This is a genomic window from Stenotrophomonas sp. STEN021 (assembly GCF_056760175.1).
In genome coordinates, this window is sequence record NZ_JBRREH010000002.1 from 82498 (window position 1) to 99020 (window position 16523).

13 protein-coding genes and 3 tRNA genes are annotated in these 16523 nt (G+C 61.5%); 15 read left to right on the forward strand and 1 reads right to left on the reverse strand.

The window, feature by feature from the left end; translation table 11 throughout:
• The first annotated feature begins 43 nt into the window (after window positions 1-43).
• The 13 genes from uvrB (at window position 44) to ACVOL0_RS01040 (ending at window position 12237) form a co-directional block, all read left to right on the forward strand.
• Window positions 44-2059 carry an excinuclease ABC subunit UvrB gene (uvrB, locus tag ACVOL0_RS00980; protein ID WP_481547481.1) on the forward strand — a complete coding sequence of 672 codons (2016 nt, stop codon included), beginning with the start codon at window positions 44-46 and terminating at the stop codon, window positions 2057-2059.
• A gap of 96 nt (window positions 2060-2155) precedes the next feature.
• Window positions 2156-2230, forward strand: a tRNA-Val gene (locus ACVOL0_RS00985).
• A gap of 115 nt (window positions 2231-2345) precedes the next feature.
• Window positions 2346-2420 (forward strand) — tRNA-Val (locus tag ACVOL0_RS00990).
• Between the two features lie 327 nt (window positions 2421-2747).
• Window positions 2748-3893 (forward strand): agmatine deiminase family protein, encoded by a 1146-nt coding sequence (locus tag ACVOL0_RS00995; RefSeq protein ID WP_481547482.1) that lies wholly within the window; start codon window positions 2748-2750, stop codon window positions 3891-3893.
• Between the two features lie 497 nt (window positions 3894-4390).
• On the forward strand, window positions 4391-6295 hold the full coding sequence (gene thrS, locus ACVOL0_RS01000; protein WP_481509864.1) for a threonine--tRNA ligase: 1905 nt from the start codon (window positions 4391-4393) through the stop codon (window positions 6293-6295).
• 68 nt (window positions 6296-6363) lie between these two features.
• Window positions 6364-6888 (forward strand): translation initiation factor IF-3, encoded by a 525-nt coding sequence (gene infC / locus ACVOL0_RS01005; protein ID WP_481547493.1) that lies wholly within the window; start codon window positions 6364-6366, stop codon window positions 6886-6888.
• 286 nt (window positions 6889-7174) lie between these two features.
• Complete coding sequence (rpmI, locus tag ACVOL0_RS01010) at window positions 7175-7372, forward strand: 50S ribosomal protein L35 (RefSeq protein WP_002811096.1); 198 nt, start codon at window positions 7175-7177, stop codon at window positions 7370-7372.
• A 10-nt stretch (window positions 7373-7382) separates the two neighbouring features.
• Window positions 7383-7742 (forward strand): 50S ribosomal protein L20, encoded by a 360-nt coding sequence (gene rplT, locus ACVOL0_RS01015; protein ID WP_054657697.1) that lies wholly within the window; start codon window positions 7383-7385, stop codon window positions 7740-7742.
• Window positions 7743-7942: 200 nt separating this feature from the next.
• Complete coding sequence (gene pheS / locus ACVOL0_RS01020) at window positions 7943-8938, forward strand: phenylalanine--tRNA ligase subunit alpha (protein ID WP_481547483.1); 996 nt, start codon at window positions 7943-7945, stop codon at window positions 8936-8938.
• A gap of 121 nt (window positions 8939-9059) precedes the next feature.
• The gene (gene pheT, locus ACVOL0_RS01025) at window positions 9060-11441 is read left to right on the forward strand and encodes a phenylalanine--tRNA ligase subunit beta (RefSeq protein ID WP_481547484.1); all 2382 of its coding nucleotides are present in this window, start codon (window positions 9060-9062) and stop codon (window positions 11439-11441) included.
• Window positions 11442-11462: 21 nt separating this feature from the next.
• Window positions 11463-11762 carry an integration host factor subunit alpha gene (locus tag ACVOL0_RS01030; protein WP_054657702.1) on the forward strand — a complete coding sequence of 100 codons (300 nt, stop codon included), beginning with the start codon at window positions 11463-11465 and terminating at the stop codon, window positions 11760-11762.
• On the forward strand, window positions 11743-12099 hold the full coding sequence (locus tag ACVOL0_RS01035; protein WP_057629341.1) for a MerR family transcriptional regulator: 357 nt from the start codon (window positions 11743-11745) through the stop codon (window positions 12097-12099). The genes ACVOL0_RS01030 and ACVOL0_RS01035 overlap by 20 nt, the downstream gene beginning before the upstream one ends.
• 61 nt (window positions 12100-12160) lie before the next feature.
• Window positions 12161-12237: transfer RNA gene (locus tag ACVOL0_RS01040), tRNA-Pro, on the forward strand.
• A gap of 83 nt (window positions 12238-12320) precedes the next feature.
• On the opposite strand, the gene ACVOL0_RS01045 is transcribed toward ACVOL0_RS01040, so the two are convergent.
• On the reverse strand, window positions 12321-12998 hold the full coding sequence (locus ACVOL0_RS01045; protein WP_481547485.1) for a tyrosine-type recombinase/integrase: 678 nt from the start codon (window positions 12996-12998) through the stop codon (window positions 12321-12323).
• Window positions 12999-15372: 2374 nt separating this feature from the next.
• On the opposite strand from ACVOL0_RS01045, the gene ACVOL0_RS01050 reads away from it, so the two are divergent.
• Together ACVOL0_RS01050 and ACVOL0_RS01055 are read left to right on the forward strand one after the other, a co-directional pair.
• Window positions 15373-15921: a DUF805 domain-containing protein gene (locus ACVOL0_RS01050; protein ID WP_481547486.1), complete on the forward strand. Its 549-nt coding sequence runs from the start codon at window positions 15373-15375 to the stop codon at window positions 15919-15921.
• Window positions 15922-16127: 206 nt separating this feature from the next.
• Window positions 16128-16427 carry a hypothetical protein gene (locus ACVOL0_RS01055; protein ID WP_481547487.1) on the forward strand — a complete coding sequence of 100 codons (300 nt, stop codon included), beginning with the start codon at window positions 16128-16130 and terminating at the stop codon, window positions 16425-16427.
• Window positions 16428-16523 lie beyond the last annotated feature (96 nt).

A 16523-nucleotide genomic window follows, 5' to 3' on the forward strand; every position in this document is an offset into this window, starting at 1 on the left:
CCGGCTCGTTATACTGAAATGTCCCTAAAGCAGCGTTGACCTCATGTCCGACAGCTTCCAGCTCGTATCGCCGTATTCGCCTTCCGGCGACCAGCCGGCCGCCATCGAAAAGCTGGTGGCCAACTTCGAGGCCGGCATCGCCAAGCAGACGCTGCTGGGTGTGACCGGTTCGGGCAAGACCTACACCATCGCCAATGTGATTCAGCAGGTGCAGCGACCAACGCTGGTCATGGCGCCGAACAAGACCCTGGCCGCGCAGTTGTACGGCGAGTTCAAGGCGTTCTTCCCGAACAACGCGGTGGAGTACTTCGTCAGCTACTACGATTACTACCAACCTGAAGCCTATGTGCCGTCCTCGGACACCTTCATCGAGAAGGACAGCTCGATCAACGAACACATCGAGCAGATGCGCCTGGCGGCAACCAAGACCTTGCTGTCTCGGCCGGATGCGATTGTGGTGGCAACGGTATCGGCCATCTACGGCCTGGGCGCGCCGGAAGACTATCTGTCGCTGCGCCTGATCCTGTCCAAGGGCGAGCGCATCGATCAGCGTGATCTGATCAAGCACCTGACCCAGTTGCAGTACACCCGCAACGAGTACGAACTGCAACGTGGCACCTTCCGTGTGCGTGGCGAGGTGATCGATGTGTTCCCGGCCGAGCTGGACAGCGAGGCGCTGCGCATCGAGCTGTTCGATGGCGACATCGAGCAGTTGAGCATGTTCGACCCCCTCACCGGCGAAAGCCTGCGCAAGATGCAGCGCTACACCATCTATCCGAAGACCCACTACGCGACCACGCGTGAGCGCGTGCTGGCGGCGGTGGAGACCATCAAGGTCGAGCTGAAGGAGCGGTTGGAGCAGTTGTACGCGCAGAACAAGCTGGTTGAGGCGCAGCGCCTGGCGCAGCGCACCCAGTACGATCTGGAAATGATGGCCGAGGTTGGTTACTGCAACGGCATCGAGAACTACTCGCGCCACCTCACCGGCAAGGCGGCTGGCGATCCGCCACCGACCCTGTTCGATTACCTGCCGCCGGATGCGTTGCTGGTCATCGACGAATCGCACGTGACCATTCCGCAGATCGGCGCCATGTACAAGGGTGACCGTTCGCGCAAGGAGACGCTGGTCGAGTTCGGCTTTCGTCTGCCGTCTGCGTTGGACAACCGTCCGCTGCGCTTCGAAGAGTGGGAGGCGCGTTCGCCGCGTGCCATCTATGTGTCGGCGACGCCGGGTCCGTACGAACTTCGCGAGTCGGGCGATGACATCACCGAGCTGGTGGTGCGCCCGACCGGCCTGATCGATCCGCAGGTGGAGATCCGCCCGGTTGGCACCCAGGTCGATGATCTGATGTCGCAGGCGACTGAGCGCATCAAGATGGGCGACCGAGTGCTGGTCACCACCTTGACCAAGCGCATGGCCGAGAACCTCACCGAGTACCTGGGTGAACACGGCATCCGCGTGCGCTACCTGCACTCGGACGTGGATACGGTCGAACGCGTGGAAATCATCCGCGATCTGCGCCTGGGCAAGTTCGATGTGCTGGTCGGCATCAACCTGCTACGCGAAGGCCTGGACATGCCTGAGGTGTCGCTGGTCGCGATCCTCGATGCCGACAAGGAAGGCTTCCTGCGTTCAACCGGCTCGCTGATCCAGACCATCGGCCGCGCGGCGCGCAATGTGCGCGGCAAGGCGATCCTGTATGCCGACAAGATCACCCGTTCGATGCAGGCGGCGATCGACGAGACCGACCGTCGTCGGCAGAAGCAGGTGGAGTACAACGAGGCGCACGGCATCGTGCCGCAGTCGGTGATGCGGCCCATCGTCGACATCCTGGAAGGAGCGCATGAGGAAAGCTCGCCCAAGTCCAGTGCCAAGGGCAAGGGCCGTCGCGTGGCCGAGCCCGAGGCGGATTACCTGCCGCTGGAGCCGGCCAAGCTGGCGGCGCGCCTCAAGGAGCTGGAGCAGACCATGTACCAGCACGCCCGCGACCTGGAGTTCGAGGATGCCGCACGTATCCGCGACCAGATCCATCGCCTGAAGGAAGCGAATCTGGGTTGAGCCGGCCCGGTGTGAAATATTTCAAAAAAACGGTTGTTCTTCGTGAAGAGCAGGGTTAAGATACGCGCCCTCGCAACGCTTAATTGTTGTTGAGAAGGGCGGTTAGCTCAGCGGTAGAGCACTACCTTGACATGGTAGGGGTCACAGGTTCGAACCCTGTACCGCCCACCACTTCCTCGCGAAGTGGCCACGAAAGCCCGGCGCTGGCCGGGTTTTTTGTTTTCAGGTGATGTTATGCGTTGCAGTGCGGCTGATTCGGCCCTCGTAACGTAGAAAGGCTTCAAACGGGCGGTTAGCTCAGCGGTAGAGCACTACCTTGACATGGTAGGGGTCACAGGTTCGAACCCTGTACCGCCCACCACTTGAAACCCGGCGCAGCGGTTTCGGTGGAATCACATGAAGAGCGAATCAGGCCTGTGGGCCTCGCATTCCGCCTCATCTGCCCGGAGGCTTCCGTGGCGATCCGGATTTATTCGCTGATGGTCAAGGCTGAGCAGCCTTGCTTGGCTTCGTGCTGTATTGGTTCCACCCGCCTTCGCTCGCGACAGCGCCTTCATCAGCTGGGCGGGACTATTCGCTTGTGCTGTGGAACAGGGCCTCTGCTGGCGCCTTCCGCATCGGTAGTTGCCGGTTCACATATGCCTGTTGGCTGTCTGATGAAATCGCCACCTATCCTTGAGGTGATGTGATGTTGAACCGTAGGCAGTTTCTTGCGCAGCTCTCCGTTGGCCTTGGCGCGGCGGCATCTATCAAAAGTGGCTTGTGTGCGCCGTTGGATGCAGCAGGGCAGGGCTGGCGCATGCCGGCGGAGGAGATGGCGCAGGAGCGTGTGTTTCTGGCCTATGCCGCATCCAGGGCTGTCTGGCGTGATTGGGCTGCGCCTGTGAACAGGACTGTCGCGCTGCTCGCCCGCACGATTTCCCGCTATCAACCCGTCACTGTGCTTTGCCGTCAGGCGCAGGAGGCTGAGGCTCGGCGTGCTTGCGGCAATGCCAATATCCGCTACATGCCGATGCCGCTCGATGACATCTGGGTACGCGATTACGGCGGTTGTTTTGTGCTCGGGCGCGATGCGCAGCTCGGGCTGGTTGATTTCAATTTCAACGGTTGGGGGCGCAAGCAGGCCTTCGCTGGCGATACCGCTGTGGCGAAGGCGCTGAGTGCGGACCTTCGGGCGCGCTATATGTGCAGCCGGCTCATCGGCGAAGGCGGTGGTATCGAGGTGGACGGTGACGGCACGGCGATCATCACCGAGAGTTGCTGGGTCAACGACAACCGCAATCCGGGCATGAGCAGGGCGCAGGTCGAGGCTGAACTGAAGTCGCTGCTCGGTCTGCGCAAGATCATCTGGCTGCCGGGAATCAAGGGGCAGGACATCACCGATGCCCATGTTGATTTCTATGCCCGTTTTGCCTCGCCAGGTGTGGTCATTGCCAATCTCGACAACGACCCTGAGTCCTATGATTTCGCGGTTACCCGCCGTCATCTGGAGATTCTGGAAGCAGCCACCGATGCGGCCGGGCGACGCTTGCAGGTGCATACGCTGTCACCGCCGCAGACGCCGCGCGACAACATGTATACGCGTGAGGCTGACTATGCAGCTGGCTATATCAATTTCCTGCCGATCAATGGTGCGGTCATCGCTCCCGAGTTCGGTGATGCCGAGGCGGATGCGCGCTGCAGGGATCTGCTGAAGTCGCTCTATCCGGGGCGCGAGATCATCCAGCTCAATATTGACCCGATTGCTGCCGGTGGCGGCGGCATTCACTGCGTGAGCAAGAATCTTCCGGTTTTTGGTGGGGCTGGGCGGCAGCTGGGTGTGGCTGGGCATTGAGGATTCGTGGGTGTGCGGCCGCTTCGATGAGGTCGGCTGGTTGGGTCGTCGGTTGCTGACCGCAGGCGGCCATCGGGGCCTTCCCCTTGTTGCCGGTTTTACGGGTTTTGCCGGGCTTTCGGGGCGGTCCCGGGTTGCTGGCCGGCGCGACGCTTGGGCGCCTTGATTCTGCTGAAGTCCGGCTGCGGAGGCTGGGGTTCAGGCTTCTGGCGCTGAGGGCGGCGTGTGGCGCGGAAAGCCCCCCAGAGCAGGTTTGCCCCGATTGGTTTACTATCTCCCCCAACAACCCCTTCGGCAATCGAGGTGGCCCGCGCCAAGCGCCGGCCGAGCGTGTGACATGAGCACTACCATCGCCCACTGCTGATCTTCCGCCACCGCCCTGATGCAGGCGCCGTCGTGGCGCTTTTTTATTGCCCAGAATTCCATGAACTCGTGAAATCGCGCCTGTCGGCGTTGTTTCCAGCCCGCCCGGCGGGCCGTGACCCTTGGTGAATCCCATGATCAACATCACTCTCCCAGACGGCAGCGTCCGTCAGTTCGAAAACCCGGTCAGCGTCATGGACGTTGCCCAGTCCATTGGTGCGGGCCTGGCCAAGGCCACCATTGCCGGCGCCGTTGATGGCGTGCAGGTCGATGCCAGCGACGTGATCGATCACGACGCTTCGCTGCGCATCATCACCGCCAAGGACGAGGAGGGCGTGGAGATCATCCGCCACTCCTGCGCCCACCTGGTCGGCCATGCCGTGAAGCAGCTGTACCCGGAGGCCAAGATGGTGATCGGCCCGGTCATCGCTGAAGGCTTCTACTACGACATCTACAACGAGCGCCCGTTCACGCCGGAAGACATGGCGGCGATCGAGAAGCGCATGGGTGAGTTGATCGCACAGGACTACGACGTGATCAAGAAGGTCACGCCGCGCGCGGAAGTGGTCGAAATCTTCAAGGCACGTGGCGAGGACTACAAGCTGCGCCTGATCGAAGACATGTCCGATGACATCACTGCGATGGGCATGTACTACCACCAGGAATACGTGGACATGTGTCGTGGTCCGCACGTGCCGAACACGCGTTTCCTGAAGTCCTTCAAGCTGATGCGCATCTCCGGTGCGTACTGGCGCGGCGATGCCAAGAACGAGCAGCTGCAGCGCATCTACGGCACCGCCTGGGCCGACAAGAAGCAGCTTGAGGCCTACATCAAGCGCATCGAAGAAGCTGAAATGCGCGACCACCGCCGCATCGGCAAGCAGCAGGATCTGTTCCACCTGCAGGAAGAGGCGCCGGGCCTGGTGTTCTGGCACCCGAAGGGCTGGTCGATCTGGCAGGTTGTCGAGCAGTACATGCGCAATGTCTACCGCCAGAGTGGTTACGGCGAAGTACGTTGCCCGCAGATCCTCGACGTGAGCCTGTGGAAGAAGTCCGGTCACTGGGACAACTACCAGGACAACATGTTCTTCACCGAATCGGAGAAGCGCACCTATGCGCTGAAGCCGATGAACTGCCCGGGCCACGTGCAGTTGTTCAACCAGGGTCTGCACAGCTACCGCGACCTGCCGATCCGCTACGGCGAGTTCGGTGCCTGCCATCGCAACGAGCCGTCCGGCGCGCTGCACGGCATCCTGCGCGTGCGTGGTTTCACCCAGGACGACGGCCACATCTTCTGCACCGAGAGCCAGGTCGAAGCCGAAGTGACGGCCTTCCACCAGCAGGCGCTGGCGGTGTACAAGGCGTTCGGTTTCGAGGAAATCCAGATCAAGATCGCGCTGCGTCCCGAATCGCGCCTGGGTGACGATGAGACCTGGGACAAGGCCGAGGGCGCGCTGCGCACCGCGCTGTCCAGCTGCGGCGTCGAGTGGCAGGAGCTGCCGGGCGAGGGCGCCTTCTACGGCCCGAAGATCGAGTACCACCTGAAGGATGCCATCGGCCGTACCTGGCAGCTGGGCACCATGCAGGTCGACTTCATGATGCCGGGCCGCCTCGGCGCTGAATACGTCGATGAGAACAGCCAGAAGCGCCATCCGGTGATGCTGCATCGTGCGATCGTGGGCTCGATGGAGCGTTTCCTGGGCATTCTGATCGAGCAGCACGCCGGCGCGTTCCCGACCTGGCTGGCGCCGGTGCAGGTGGTGGTGGCCAATATCACCGACGCCCAGGCCGATTACGTCGACGAAGTTCGCAAAAGCCTTGCAAATCAAGGCTTCCGGGTTGACGCCGATTTGCGCAACGAGAAGATCGGCTATAAGATTCGCGAGCATACGCTGCAGCGCGTACCGTACCTGCTGGTCGTGGGCGACCGCGAGAAGGAGAACGGGGCCGTGGCGGTACGCACGCGGTCCGGTGAAGACCTTGGTTCGATGTCGGTTCAGGCCTTCGTCGAGCGGCTGCAGGCAGAATTGAAGCATTGAAGTAAGTAGGGCCCCGGCCCCGGCGGACACTCCGCAGGGCCGGTACTAATCCACTTGGAGATTGCAATATCAGTATCCCTGACAACAAACAGAACCGCCGTAATCAGGAAATCCGGGTGCCGCGCGTACGCGTGATCGGCAGTGACGGTGAAATGATTGGCGTGTTGTCGCGCGACGAAGCGCTGTCCATGGCCGAAGATGAAGGCCTGGACCTGGTTGAAATCCAGCCCCAGGCCGATCCGCCTGTCTGCAAGATCATGGACTTCGGCAAGTTCAAGTTCGAGATGCAGAAGAAGGCCAACGAGGCCAAGAAGAAGACCAAGCAGGTCGAGATCAAGGAAGTGAAGTTCCGTCCGGTCACGGATGAGGGCGACTACCAGATCAAGCTGCGCAACATGCGCCGTTTCCTCGAGGACGGCGACAAGATCAAGGTCAACATCCGCTTCCGTGGCCGCGAAATGAGCCATCAGGAACTGGGTCGCGAGATGGCCAACCGGATCGAGGCTGATCTGGGTGAGGACATCGTGATCGAGTCCCGTCCGCGCCTGGAAGGCCGGCAGATGGTCATGATGATCGCGCCGAAGAAGAAGTAAGCCGTCGGCCCTCGGGCCTGCTGCTTTGCTGAACAGGGAGGGGCTTCGGCTACCTCCCTGTTTGCTTGCCTGTTCAGCCAATGTCAGTGCCAACCTGCTTGCAGTTTGCAAGTAGCTGGTGCGCAAGGCATAATGGGCGGCCCGGTTCGCCGGGTTTGTTGTTTGCTTCACCCTAGGACCTGCCTGCCTCCAGTGGGAGCGCGGGCTTTTGACAGACAAGGGCAAGGATGGAAAGTGTGGGTCAGCCCACCGCCCAGTCAGTAAAGAGACCATCAAGGACATAGCAATGCCCAAGATCAAGACCAACCGGGCGGCGGCCAAGCGTTTCCGCAAGACCGCCTCCGGCAAGTACAAGTGCGGTCACGCCAACCGTAGCCACATCCTCACGAAGAAAGCGACCAAGCGGAAGCGTAACCTGCGTCAGACGAATCACGTCCGCGCAGAAGACGCAGGCCGTCTGGACCGTATGCTTCCCTACCTCTGAGGACTGAACCATGGCACGAGTAAAGCGTGGTGTGCAGGCGCGCCGCCGCCACAAGAAAGTATTGGATCTCGCCAAGGGCTATTACAACGCCCGTCGCAAGGTCTTCCGCGTTGCCAAGCAGGCAGTCATCAAGGCACAGCAGTACGCCTACATTGGCCGTAAGCAGAAGAAGCGCAATTTCCGTTCGCTGTGGATCACCCGCATCAATGCGGCTGCCCGCATCAACGGCCTGAGCTACAGCCGTTTCATGAACGGCCTGCTGAAGGCTGGTATCACCCTGGACCGTAAGGTTCTGGCTGATATCGCCGTGCACGACGCAGCCGGTTTTGCCGCTCTGGCAGAAAAGGCCAAGGGCGCACTGGCGGCATAAGTTCTTCCTGCAGCAGTTGTAGCGTTCACGCGCAGCGGCTGTGGTGAGACAATGCATGGGGAAGGGCGCAAGTCCTTCCCCATTCTTTTTTGTGCTGGTTGCCGCTGCCGATGGCTGTGCGGCGGTCAGCCACTGGTGGCGACGGGGGTCGGCCCGGCGCGTACCGCGTAGGCAAGCCGGCCAGAGGTTTCGTCGATCCCATGAGTGACATCCAATCCTTGACCGCGCAGGCGCTGGCCGATGTAGCCGCGGCGCAGAGCCCGGAAACGCTGGAAAACCTGCGTGTTTCGCTGTTGGGCAAGAGTGGCAGCATCACTGCCCAGCTCAAGCAGCTTGGCGCCTTGCCGGCCGAGGAGCGCAAGGCGGCAGGCGAGGCGATCAACATCGCGCGCGATGCCGTGTCCTCTGCCTTGGGTGAGCGCAAGGCGCTGCTGGAAAACGCTGCGCTGGACGCACGCCTGGCCTCTGAAAGCATCGATGTCACCCTGCCGGGCCGTCATGGCGAACGCGGCGGCCTGCATCCGGTCACGCGCACCCTGGAGCGCATCACCGAAATCTTCGCCCGCCTCGGTTACGAACTGTCCGAAGGCCCGGAAATCGAAGACGACTGGCACAACTTCGAGGCGCTGAATTTCCCGCCGCACCACCCGGCGCGCGCCATGCACGACACCTTCTACTTCGGCGATGGCCGCCTGCTGCGCACGCATACCTCTGGTGTGCAGGTGCGCTACATGGGCGAGCACAAGCCGCCGCTGCGCATGATCGCGGCCGGCAAGGTGTACCGCAGCGACAGCGACCAGACCCATTCGCCGATGTTCCATCAGGTCGAAGGCCTGCTGGTCGACGAGCACTCCAACTTCGCCGACCTCAAGGGCACCTTGTCCGAGTTCGTGCGTGCGTTCTTCGAGCGCGATTTCGAGATGCGTTTCCGCCCGAGCTACTTCCCGTTCGTGGAGCCGGGTGCGGAAGTGGACATCGCCTGGCAGCAGCCCGATGGCAGCACCCGCTGGCTGGAAGTGCTGGGCTGCGGCATGGTCCACCCGAACGTGTTGAAGTCGGTAGGCATCGATCCGGAGCGCTACACCGGCTTCGCCTTCGGCCTGGGCGTGGAGCGTTTCGCGATGCTGCGTTACGGCGTCAACGACCTGCGCGCCTTCTTCGAGAACGACGTCCGCTTCCTAAAGCAGTTCGCGTAACCGCAGCTGTAGTGCCGAGCCATGCTCGGCAGCTTTTAAGCGTTGACCAACCCCAGGCGCAAAGCGCCGGGTTTCAACAAAAAACCGCAACGGGAGGCGCGCCTCCCATCAAGGTAGACACATGAAATTCTCTGAAAGCTGGCTGCGCAGCCACGTACCGACCACCGCATCGCGCGACGAACTCAGCGCCGTGCTGACTGCCATCGGTCTGGAAGTCGAAGACGTCACCGCGCTGGGCGCAGGCCTGGACAACGTGGTGGTCGCGCGCATCGTCGAAGCGACCCGTCATCCGGAAGCCGACCGCCTGCAGATCTGCAAGGTCGACGCCGGCCAGGCTGAACTGCTGCAGATCGTCTGCGGCGCACCGAATGCGCGTCCGGGTCTGGTCGCGCCGCTGGCCATGGTTGGCGCGCAGATCGGCGAGCTGAAGATCAAGCCGGCCAAGCTGCGCGGCGTCGAATCCAACGGCATGCTGTGTTCGGCCAAGGAGCTGGGCCTGGACAACGATGCCTCCGGACTGCTGGAACTGCCGGACGACGCACCGGTCGGCACCACGCTGGTTGAGTACCTCGGCCTGCCGGATTCCAGCATCGAGATCAAGCTGACCCCGAACCGCGCCGATTGCTTCAGTGTGCGTGGCATTGCGTTCGACGTCGCCGCAGCTACCCGCAGCGAAGTGAAGCCGTTTGCCGCTGATGCGGTACCGGCACAGGGCGCGCATGAGCTGAGCATCCAGCTCGACGCCGGTGCCGAAGCACCGCGTTATCTCGGCCGCGTGATCGAAGGCGTCAATGCCGCCGCGACCACTCCGCTGTGGATGGCCGAGCGCCTGCGCCGTAGTGGCGTGCGCCCGGTGTCGCTGCTGGTCGATATCACCCAGTACGTGATGCTGGAACTCGGCCAGCCGATGCATGCCTACGACCTGGATACGCTGAAGGGGCAAATTGCCGTGCGCCGCTCGCGTGCTGGTGAAAGCCTCAAGCTGCTCGACGGCCGCGACGCCGCGTTGGACGACAGCTTCCTGGTGGTCACCGATGCCGACCGTCCGGTCGGCCTGGCTGGCCTGATGGGCGGCTTCGATACCCGCGTCACCGATGCGACCAGCAAGGTGTTCCTGGAAGCGGCGCACTTCGCCCCGGCGGCGATCATGGGCCGTGGCCGCAAGCTGGGCCTGCACACCGATGCCGGTCACCGCTTCGAGCGTGGCGTTGACCCGCAGCTGCCGCGCATTGCCATCGAATACGCCACCCGGCTGGTGCTGGACCTGGCCGGCGGCACGCCGGCGCCGGTCACCGAGACCGTGCGCGAGGCCGACCTGCCGGTCGCCGCCAAGATCCTGCTGCGTCGCGCCCGCATCCTGCGCGTGCTCGGCATCCAGATTGAAGACGCCGAAGTCGAGCGCATCCTGCGCGCGCTCGGCATGCAGGTCGAGGCTGTGGCCGATGGTTGGAACGTTACCGGCCCAAGCCGTCGTTTCGATATCGCCATCGAAGAGGACCTGATCGAAGAGCTGGCCCGCATCCACGGCTACGAATCCATCCCGACCACCTTGCCGGGCGGCGCCGCACGCATCGCCATGCCCAGCGAAACCCGTCTGGATGACCTCAGTGTGCGCCGCCAGCTGGTGGCCCGCGAAATGCTGGAAACCATCAACTTCGCCTTCGTCGATGCCGAGCTGCTGAAGCAGTGGCAGCAAAGCGAAGGTTTGGTTGCGCTGGCCAATCCGCTGTCGGCCGAGCTGGCGGTGATGCGCCCGCTGCTGCTGCCGGGTCTGGTAGCAACGCTGGGCCGCAACGTGGCCCGCCAGGCTGGTCGCGTGCGCCTGTTCGAGATTGGCCGCGTGTTCGCGGCGCAGGTCGGTGAGGGCAAGCCCGCACCCAAGGAAACCGTTCGCGTTGCTGCTGCCGTGTGCGGCGACGCTGCCACCCTGCAGTGGGGCGAGAAGGCGCGCAAGGTCGATTTCCATGACCTCAAGGGCGACCTGGAATCGCTGGCCGCGGCCTCTGGCGCTACTCTGGAGTTCCGCGCCTCGCAGCGCCCGTATGCGCACCCGGCCCGATCGGCGGACATCTGGCGCGACGGCGAATGCATCGGCTGGATCGGCCAATTGCACCCGCGCCTGACCAAGGCGATGGAGGTGGATGCCGATGTCTACGCTTTCGAGCTGGACCTGGCCCCGCTGGCGGCGCGTTCGCTGCCGCGTTCGAGCGATTTGTCGCGTTTCCCGGCGGTGCGTCGCGATCTGGCGGTGGTCGTAGCTGAATCGGTCAGCTGGGCTGACTTGTCGGCCACCATCCGCGCTGCCGGCGGCGAGCTGCTGCGTGAGGTGGCGCTGTTTGACCGCTATGTCGGCCAGGGCGTCGAGCCGGGTTTCAAGAGTTTGGCTATGGGCTTGATTTTGCAGGACAAGTCGCGCACATTGACGGACCGTGACGTGGAAGCCGTAGTCACCGATGTGGTGGCGGCGATTGATCGCGGGCACGGCGCAAAGATCCGTGGCTGAGGCGGGATACAGGGAGCAGGCATGGCATTGACCAAGGCGGAGATGGCGGATCGGTTGTTCGACGAAGTTGGTCTGAACAAGCGTGAGGCCAAGGAATTTGTCGACGCGTTCTTCGATGTGTTGCGCGATGCATTGGAACAAGGACGTCAAGTGAAGCTGTCGGGCTTCGGCAATTTCGATCTGCGGCGCAAGAACCAGCGCCCGGGTCGCAACCCAAAGACCGGCGAGGAAATTCCGATTTCCGCCCGTACGGTAGTCACCTTCCGTCCGGGCCAGAAGCTCAAGGAGCGGGTGGAGGCATATGCTGGATCCGGGCAGTAACCGCGAACTTCCGCCGATTCCGGCCAAGCGCTACTTCACCATTGGTGAAGTGAGCGAGCTGTGCGATGTAAAGCCGCATGTGCTGCGCTACTGGGAAACCGAGTTTCCCAGCCTTGAGCCGGCCAAGCGCCGTGGCAACCGCCGCTACTATCAGCGCCACGATGTGCTGATGGTCCGGCAGATCCGCGGCCTGCTGTACGAACAGGGCTACACCATCGGTGGCGCCCGCCTGCGACTGGAAGGTGAGGGCGCTCGCGAAGAGTCGGCGCTGAGCAACCAGATCATCAAGCAGGTGCGCATGGAGCTGGAAGAAGTACTGCAACTGCTCCGTCGCTGAACTTTTTTGTGTGAAAACCGGTATAATCACCGGCTCGCCGCAAGGCGAAAGCAGTAACGATCGGGGCGTAGCGCAGCCTGGTAGCGCATCTGCCTGGGGGGCAGAGGGTCGTCGGTTCAAATCCGGCCGTCCCGACCAATTACTGTTTTAAGAACAAGGGCTTACGGCATTCGTCGTGAGCCCTTTTTCGTTGTGGTCACTAAGTGTCCACTATTCGTCCACTATCGAGGCAACGAAATGCCGGTGGAAACTGCTTGCCACGGCGCTTCATGGCCACCGAGATAGTGCTCGGTCATCGCCACATTGCTGTGGCCCATCAACGCCTGGATCTGCTCGTTGGTCCAGCCAGCTTCCTTCAGCAGGGCGCCACCCAAGCTCCGGATCTCATGGAAGGTCGGTGGGTTGTCCCCATCAATGCCGGCCGCATCGCGTGCCGTGGCGAACGCCCGTGACAGCTGCTCCGGTAACACCTGGGTGTGATGGTCCCGGTCTTTGGCTCGCATGTTGCTTGGCCGCGCCTTCTCCGGTAGCCGGTGGATCAGGTAGGGCGACACCACAGCATCACGGCAGCAGGCCAGCAGGTCGCCTGGAGGGCCGCTAGCTGCGATCTGTAGGCGGACGTTTGTGGAGCCTTCGGTTTTCGATGGCACCACCCAGAGCGCGCCATCGTGCAGGTCAGCGAAACGAGCGGAAACCACGTCCTCGCGGCGCAGCAGCGTGAGCAGCGACAGGTCCATAGCGTTGCGCACCCACTGCGGCGCGGCATCCCAGATTGCGCGGTCGACCTCGATCGACAGACGCTCGCGCTTGCGGCGGTGGGTGAACTTGCGGGTGGCCAGAGCCGGATTGGAGTCGATCCGGCCTTCTTCGACCGCGCAGGCCAGAGTCCAGCCCAACACTAGTCTGAACTGCTGGCGCGCGCTCCGATTCGGTCACTTCGCGAATGAGGGTGGCGTATGCCTTCACTGTCAGTTCTGCAACCGGCGTGGCGCCCAGGCCTGCCTCGATGCGTCGGATGATGGTCTCGTACACTTCCGCCGTCTTCGGTGCCCATTTGCGACCGGGAATATCGTCAGCGCGGAATACCTTGATGGCGTCAGCCATTGTTTCGCCCGGCGTCAGCACGGAAGCCACCAAATCATTCCCCGGCATCAGGAGCGCATTGAGTTTCTCAAGCAAGATCGACCCGGGCCGTGCTGACTGGACGCCTCAAAATCCGGACTCTTCCGAAGACAGGGCGGTTCGAGATCTACGGTACTTCATCTTCCGGCAGGGGGGGGCTGGGAGAGGCCAACATTCCCGACGCAACTTCCGCACCCGATACCATCTTCATCCCCGATTTGAGTGAGGAAATTACTTATCGCCGAGACGTTGCCCTCTTTAAGGATCTCCCCCGCGGGCAATTTCATATGTACGAATGCGGAGGTACGCCTATCGCGCGTATGGCACCGCCCCTGCGCTAGTCAAGCGGAGTAGCTGGTTTGCGGAGCTTCGTCGGAGGCGCGATGTGGCGATCTTGCGGACCACTCTAGATGCCAGCGCGACGTTGACAAGGCATTGACAGTGTTTAAGTTTCAATGCGCCGTCGGCACCAGCCATGTGCCCCTCTATGGACCTGGGGGTAGGAGAGGGGCGCTGGCTGGGCCCCATGTGCTTCCAATTCTGCCCTAGCGGAGAATTGGGCGGAGAGCGCCAATTATGGGGAAATCCCGTAGTGAGATTGCCAGCATTTGCCTGGCCATCTGCCGCGCCAATCTCGGGCCGTTTCAGGCCAAAACCACTTGATACGACTGCGTTTCATTCCTGGCCAAACATGGGCCTGGCAGCGGTACCAAGCGAGTGGACAGCCCCCAGGTGCTTGATTTTGGGATCTGTGGCAATAAATGAGTTCCAGTGGACGGGCAGAATCGCCGTGCTCGCAATCGGCTTTGTCGTTGGTTTCAAATTGGGTTGCGAGCGGGGAAGTTTTGGAAAACGGAAGTTCAACTCTTGAGGGTGAGATCAATGAGAATAAATGGACGTTACGCGATATGTACTGCGATTCTTGTAGCAGGGTTTTTTGCGTTGGGCTCGGCGAGTGCCGCAGTTCAAACCATTACATCTCGATCGTCAACATCTGGCGGTTATACGGGAAACGGTACTGCGACTTCAGCCTCAGTAATCACTTGCACTTCAGCAACCGCAAGCATGGGGACCAATAACGGGTGTGTTATTACAGCGCCAGGCTTCAGTGGCCAGGTCAGGCAGGGACAGTCAATTGGGACCAGTGGCGCGGGGGCCGTGACTCTATCGTGTACGGGGCAATATGACTTCAACTACGGGCGTTTGGATTGCCAAGCGAAAATCGACGATGTTACTTGTATGCCCGAACAGTCGATAAATGCGAATTCAACCGGCGGCGGATCAAAGTCAGGCTTGGCCGCGGTAAAAGGTGCAGCGTTAATAACCTGCACTTCGCTCACTGGTGGGCTGAGTGGCACGGGGCGGTGTTCATTTCAGGGCCCAGGAACGTCAGCCGATTTGATTGCCGGGCAACAGACGGCTTCTACTGGCCCTGGCACCGTAAAGCTCAGTTGCTCGGGTTTGTATTCGGCGACTGGCCCGGGACTGCAGTGCGGGGCTCAAGTTAGCCAGGTTTGTCCGTAGCGGGACGCTGCGCAATTTTGTGGCTATATAGGCCCCGCCAAGTGCGGGGCTTTTCACCACAAGGTGCCGTGTAACCTGCACCCTATCTGCACGTAAGTGACTGACGTATATGAGCCTGTTCGACCATGTTTGGCGGCTGCCCCCCCCCCTTGATTTCCCCTTGAAATCAATACGGCAGGACAGGTCGTCGCCCATACCTGGGGGCAGAGGGTCGTCGGTTCAAATCCGGCCGTCCCGACCAATTACTTGCTTTGGATGAAGGGCTTGCGGCTTACGTCGCGAGCCCTTTTTCATTTGGCTGCCAGGTGTTTGCTGCTTCGGCGATGAGACACCGGTGCTGATTGCTTGCCACGGCGCTTTGGGCCTGCCTGGATGGTGCTCGGTCTGGATGCTATGGAACGCCGATTGGCCGTCTCCGGCCTCCAGTCCATCCGTTGCAGGCAACCCATAGGATGAACCCCAACGCATGAATCACCGGCTCGCTGGGCGCTATGCTCAGGCCAGATCTAGGGCCGTCAGTGCCAGGTCGGGTCCGTGTCCTGCCTGTGTCGGGCTGATGTCGTCACGCAAGGCCGGGAGCGGCGAGATGATGTCGGCGAGCCAAACAACTGATTCAAGGGGTCTTTCATGCACATCAACAGCGCCCGACTTCGCGAGCTCCGCGCTGGTCGGCAATGGTCGCAGGAGCAGTTGGCCAATCTGAGCGGTTTGAACCTGAGGACCATCCAGCGCCTGGAGTCCGGCGCGAAGATCTCGACGGAATCCTTACGGGCACTGGCTGCCGTCTTCGAGGTGCCTGCCGAAAGCCTGTTGGCGGGCAATCCGTCCCCCAGTCAGCCTGCGCTGGAGGCGATGCGCGAAGGCGTGCTTCGTGGCTTGGACTTCACCGGCACAACCCCGCGGGCGGATTTCTGGTGGTTTGCACTGGCTGTTGCGATGGTGCTTGCCTTCGCCCAGCTTTTCGCTGAGGCCAATGGCCAATGGGCGCTGGAGATCACCTTGCTACTGGTGTTGCTGCCCTGGATCGCGGCCTGCACCCGACGCCTGCGTGACGCTGGCTTGAACCCGTGGTGGCAGCTGATCAGTCTGGCGCCAGTAGGTGGCATCCTGGTGCTGCTCTATCTGCTTACATATCCCACCAAGGCGAGGGAGGTGGCCGAGGTGGCTGCGGGTTGAGCGACGGCCGCCGGCAGTTGGGTGATTGCCTTGGTACTGGCGCGCTGTGTACCTATCGGTTATCCGCTATCTTGTTAATCGGATGTTGCAACCCTGAGATCGAGTTGCATCGAAGAGGGGGCGGGCCATCGTGCAACGCGCAATGGAAAATATGTACAACCGGCCCAAGGGGGCTGGTTGCCAGATAGTTAGCCAGGAAAGGAAGCATGCGCATACTTATCGTTGTTGCACTTCTCATCGGCCTCTATATTTTCATACCGTATGTGCTCCAGTTTTCACCAAACAAGTTTTACCTATTGTTCTGCCTGGGCATTTCGCTGGCATCGTTGAGGGCGATTTATCGCTACATCCTGAATCATTGGAAAGAGCGTCCTGAACTCACTCAGACGCTCAAACTCAATGCTTCTCATGTGGCTTTCCAGGCCGTAAGTGCTACAGGCGGACTCTTCATCGTTCTCTGCTTCGCCTTGGGCATGTTGACTACCTCGATCCTAGGGAAGGTCTGATCAAAGCGCTCTGATACTTGGATTTCAGCGTCAAGGCGCCAAGTCGACCTCGATATGATCGATTTTGCGCCGTTTCTGACGCTTTTCGACGGGTTT

Bases quoted from the DNA above. Each gene is read 5' to 3' on its own strand.
- rplT (WP_054657697.1), top strand. From the start codon at position 7,383: ATGGCACGAGTAAAGCGTGGTGTGCAGGCGCGCCGCCGCCACAAGAAA.
- ACVOL0_RS01055 (WP_481547487.1), top strand. From the start codon at position 16,128: ATGCGCATACTTATCGTTGTTGCACTTCTCATCGGCCTCTATATTTTC.
- rpmI (WP_002811096.1), top strand. From the start codon at position 7,175: ATGCCCAAGATCAAGACCAACCGGGCGGCGGCCAAGCGTTTCCGCAAG.
- pheT (WP_481547484.1), top strand. From the start codon at position 9,060: ATGAAATTCTCTGAAAGCTGGCTGCGCAGCCACGTACCGACCACCGCA.
- ACVOL0_RS01030 (WP_054657702.1), top strand. From the start codon at position 11,463: ATGGCATTGACCAAGGCGGAGATGGCGGATCGGTTGTTCGACGAAGTT.
- ACVOL0_RS01035 (WP_057629341.1), top strand. From the start codon at position 11,743: ATGCTGGATCCGGGCAGTAACCGCGAACTTCCGCCGATTCCGGCCAAG.
- pheS (WP_481547483.1), top strand. From the start codon at position 7,943: ATGAGTGACATCCAATCCTTGACCGCGCAGGCGCTGGCCGATGTAGCC.
- uvrB (WP_481547481.1), top strand. From the start codon at position 44: ATGTCCGACAGCTTCCAGCTCGTATCGCCGTATTCGCCTTCCGGCGAC.
- ACVOL0_RS00995 (WP_481547482.1), top strand. From the start codon at position 2,748: ATGTTGAACCGTAGGCAGTTTCTTGCGCAGCTCTCCGTTGGCCTTGGC.
- thrS (WP_481509864.1), top strand. From the start codon at position 4,391: ATGATCAACATCACTCTCCCAGACGGCAGCGTCCGTCAGTTCGAAAAC.
- ACVOL0_RS01050 (WP_481547486.1), top strand. From the start codon at position 15,373: ATGCACATCAACAGCGCCCGACTTCGCGAGCTCCGCGCTGGTCGGCAA.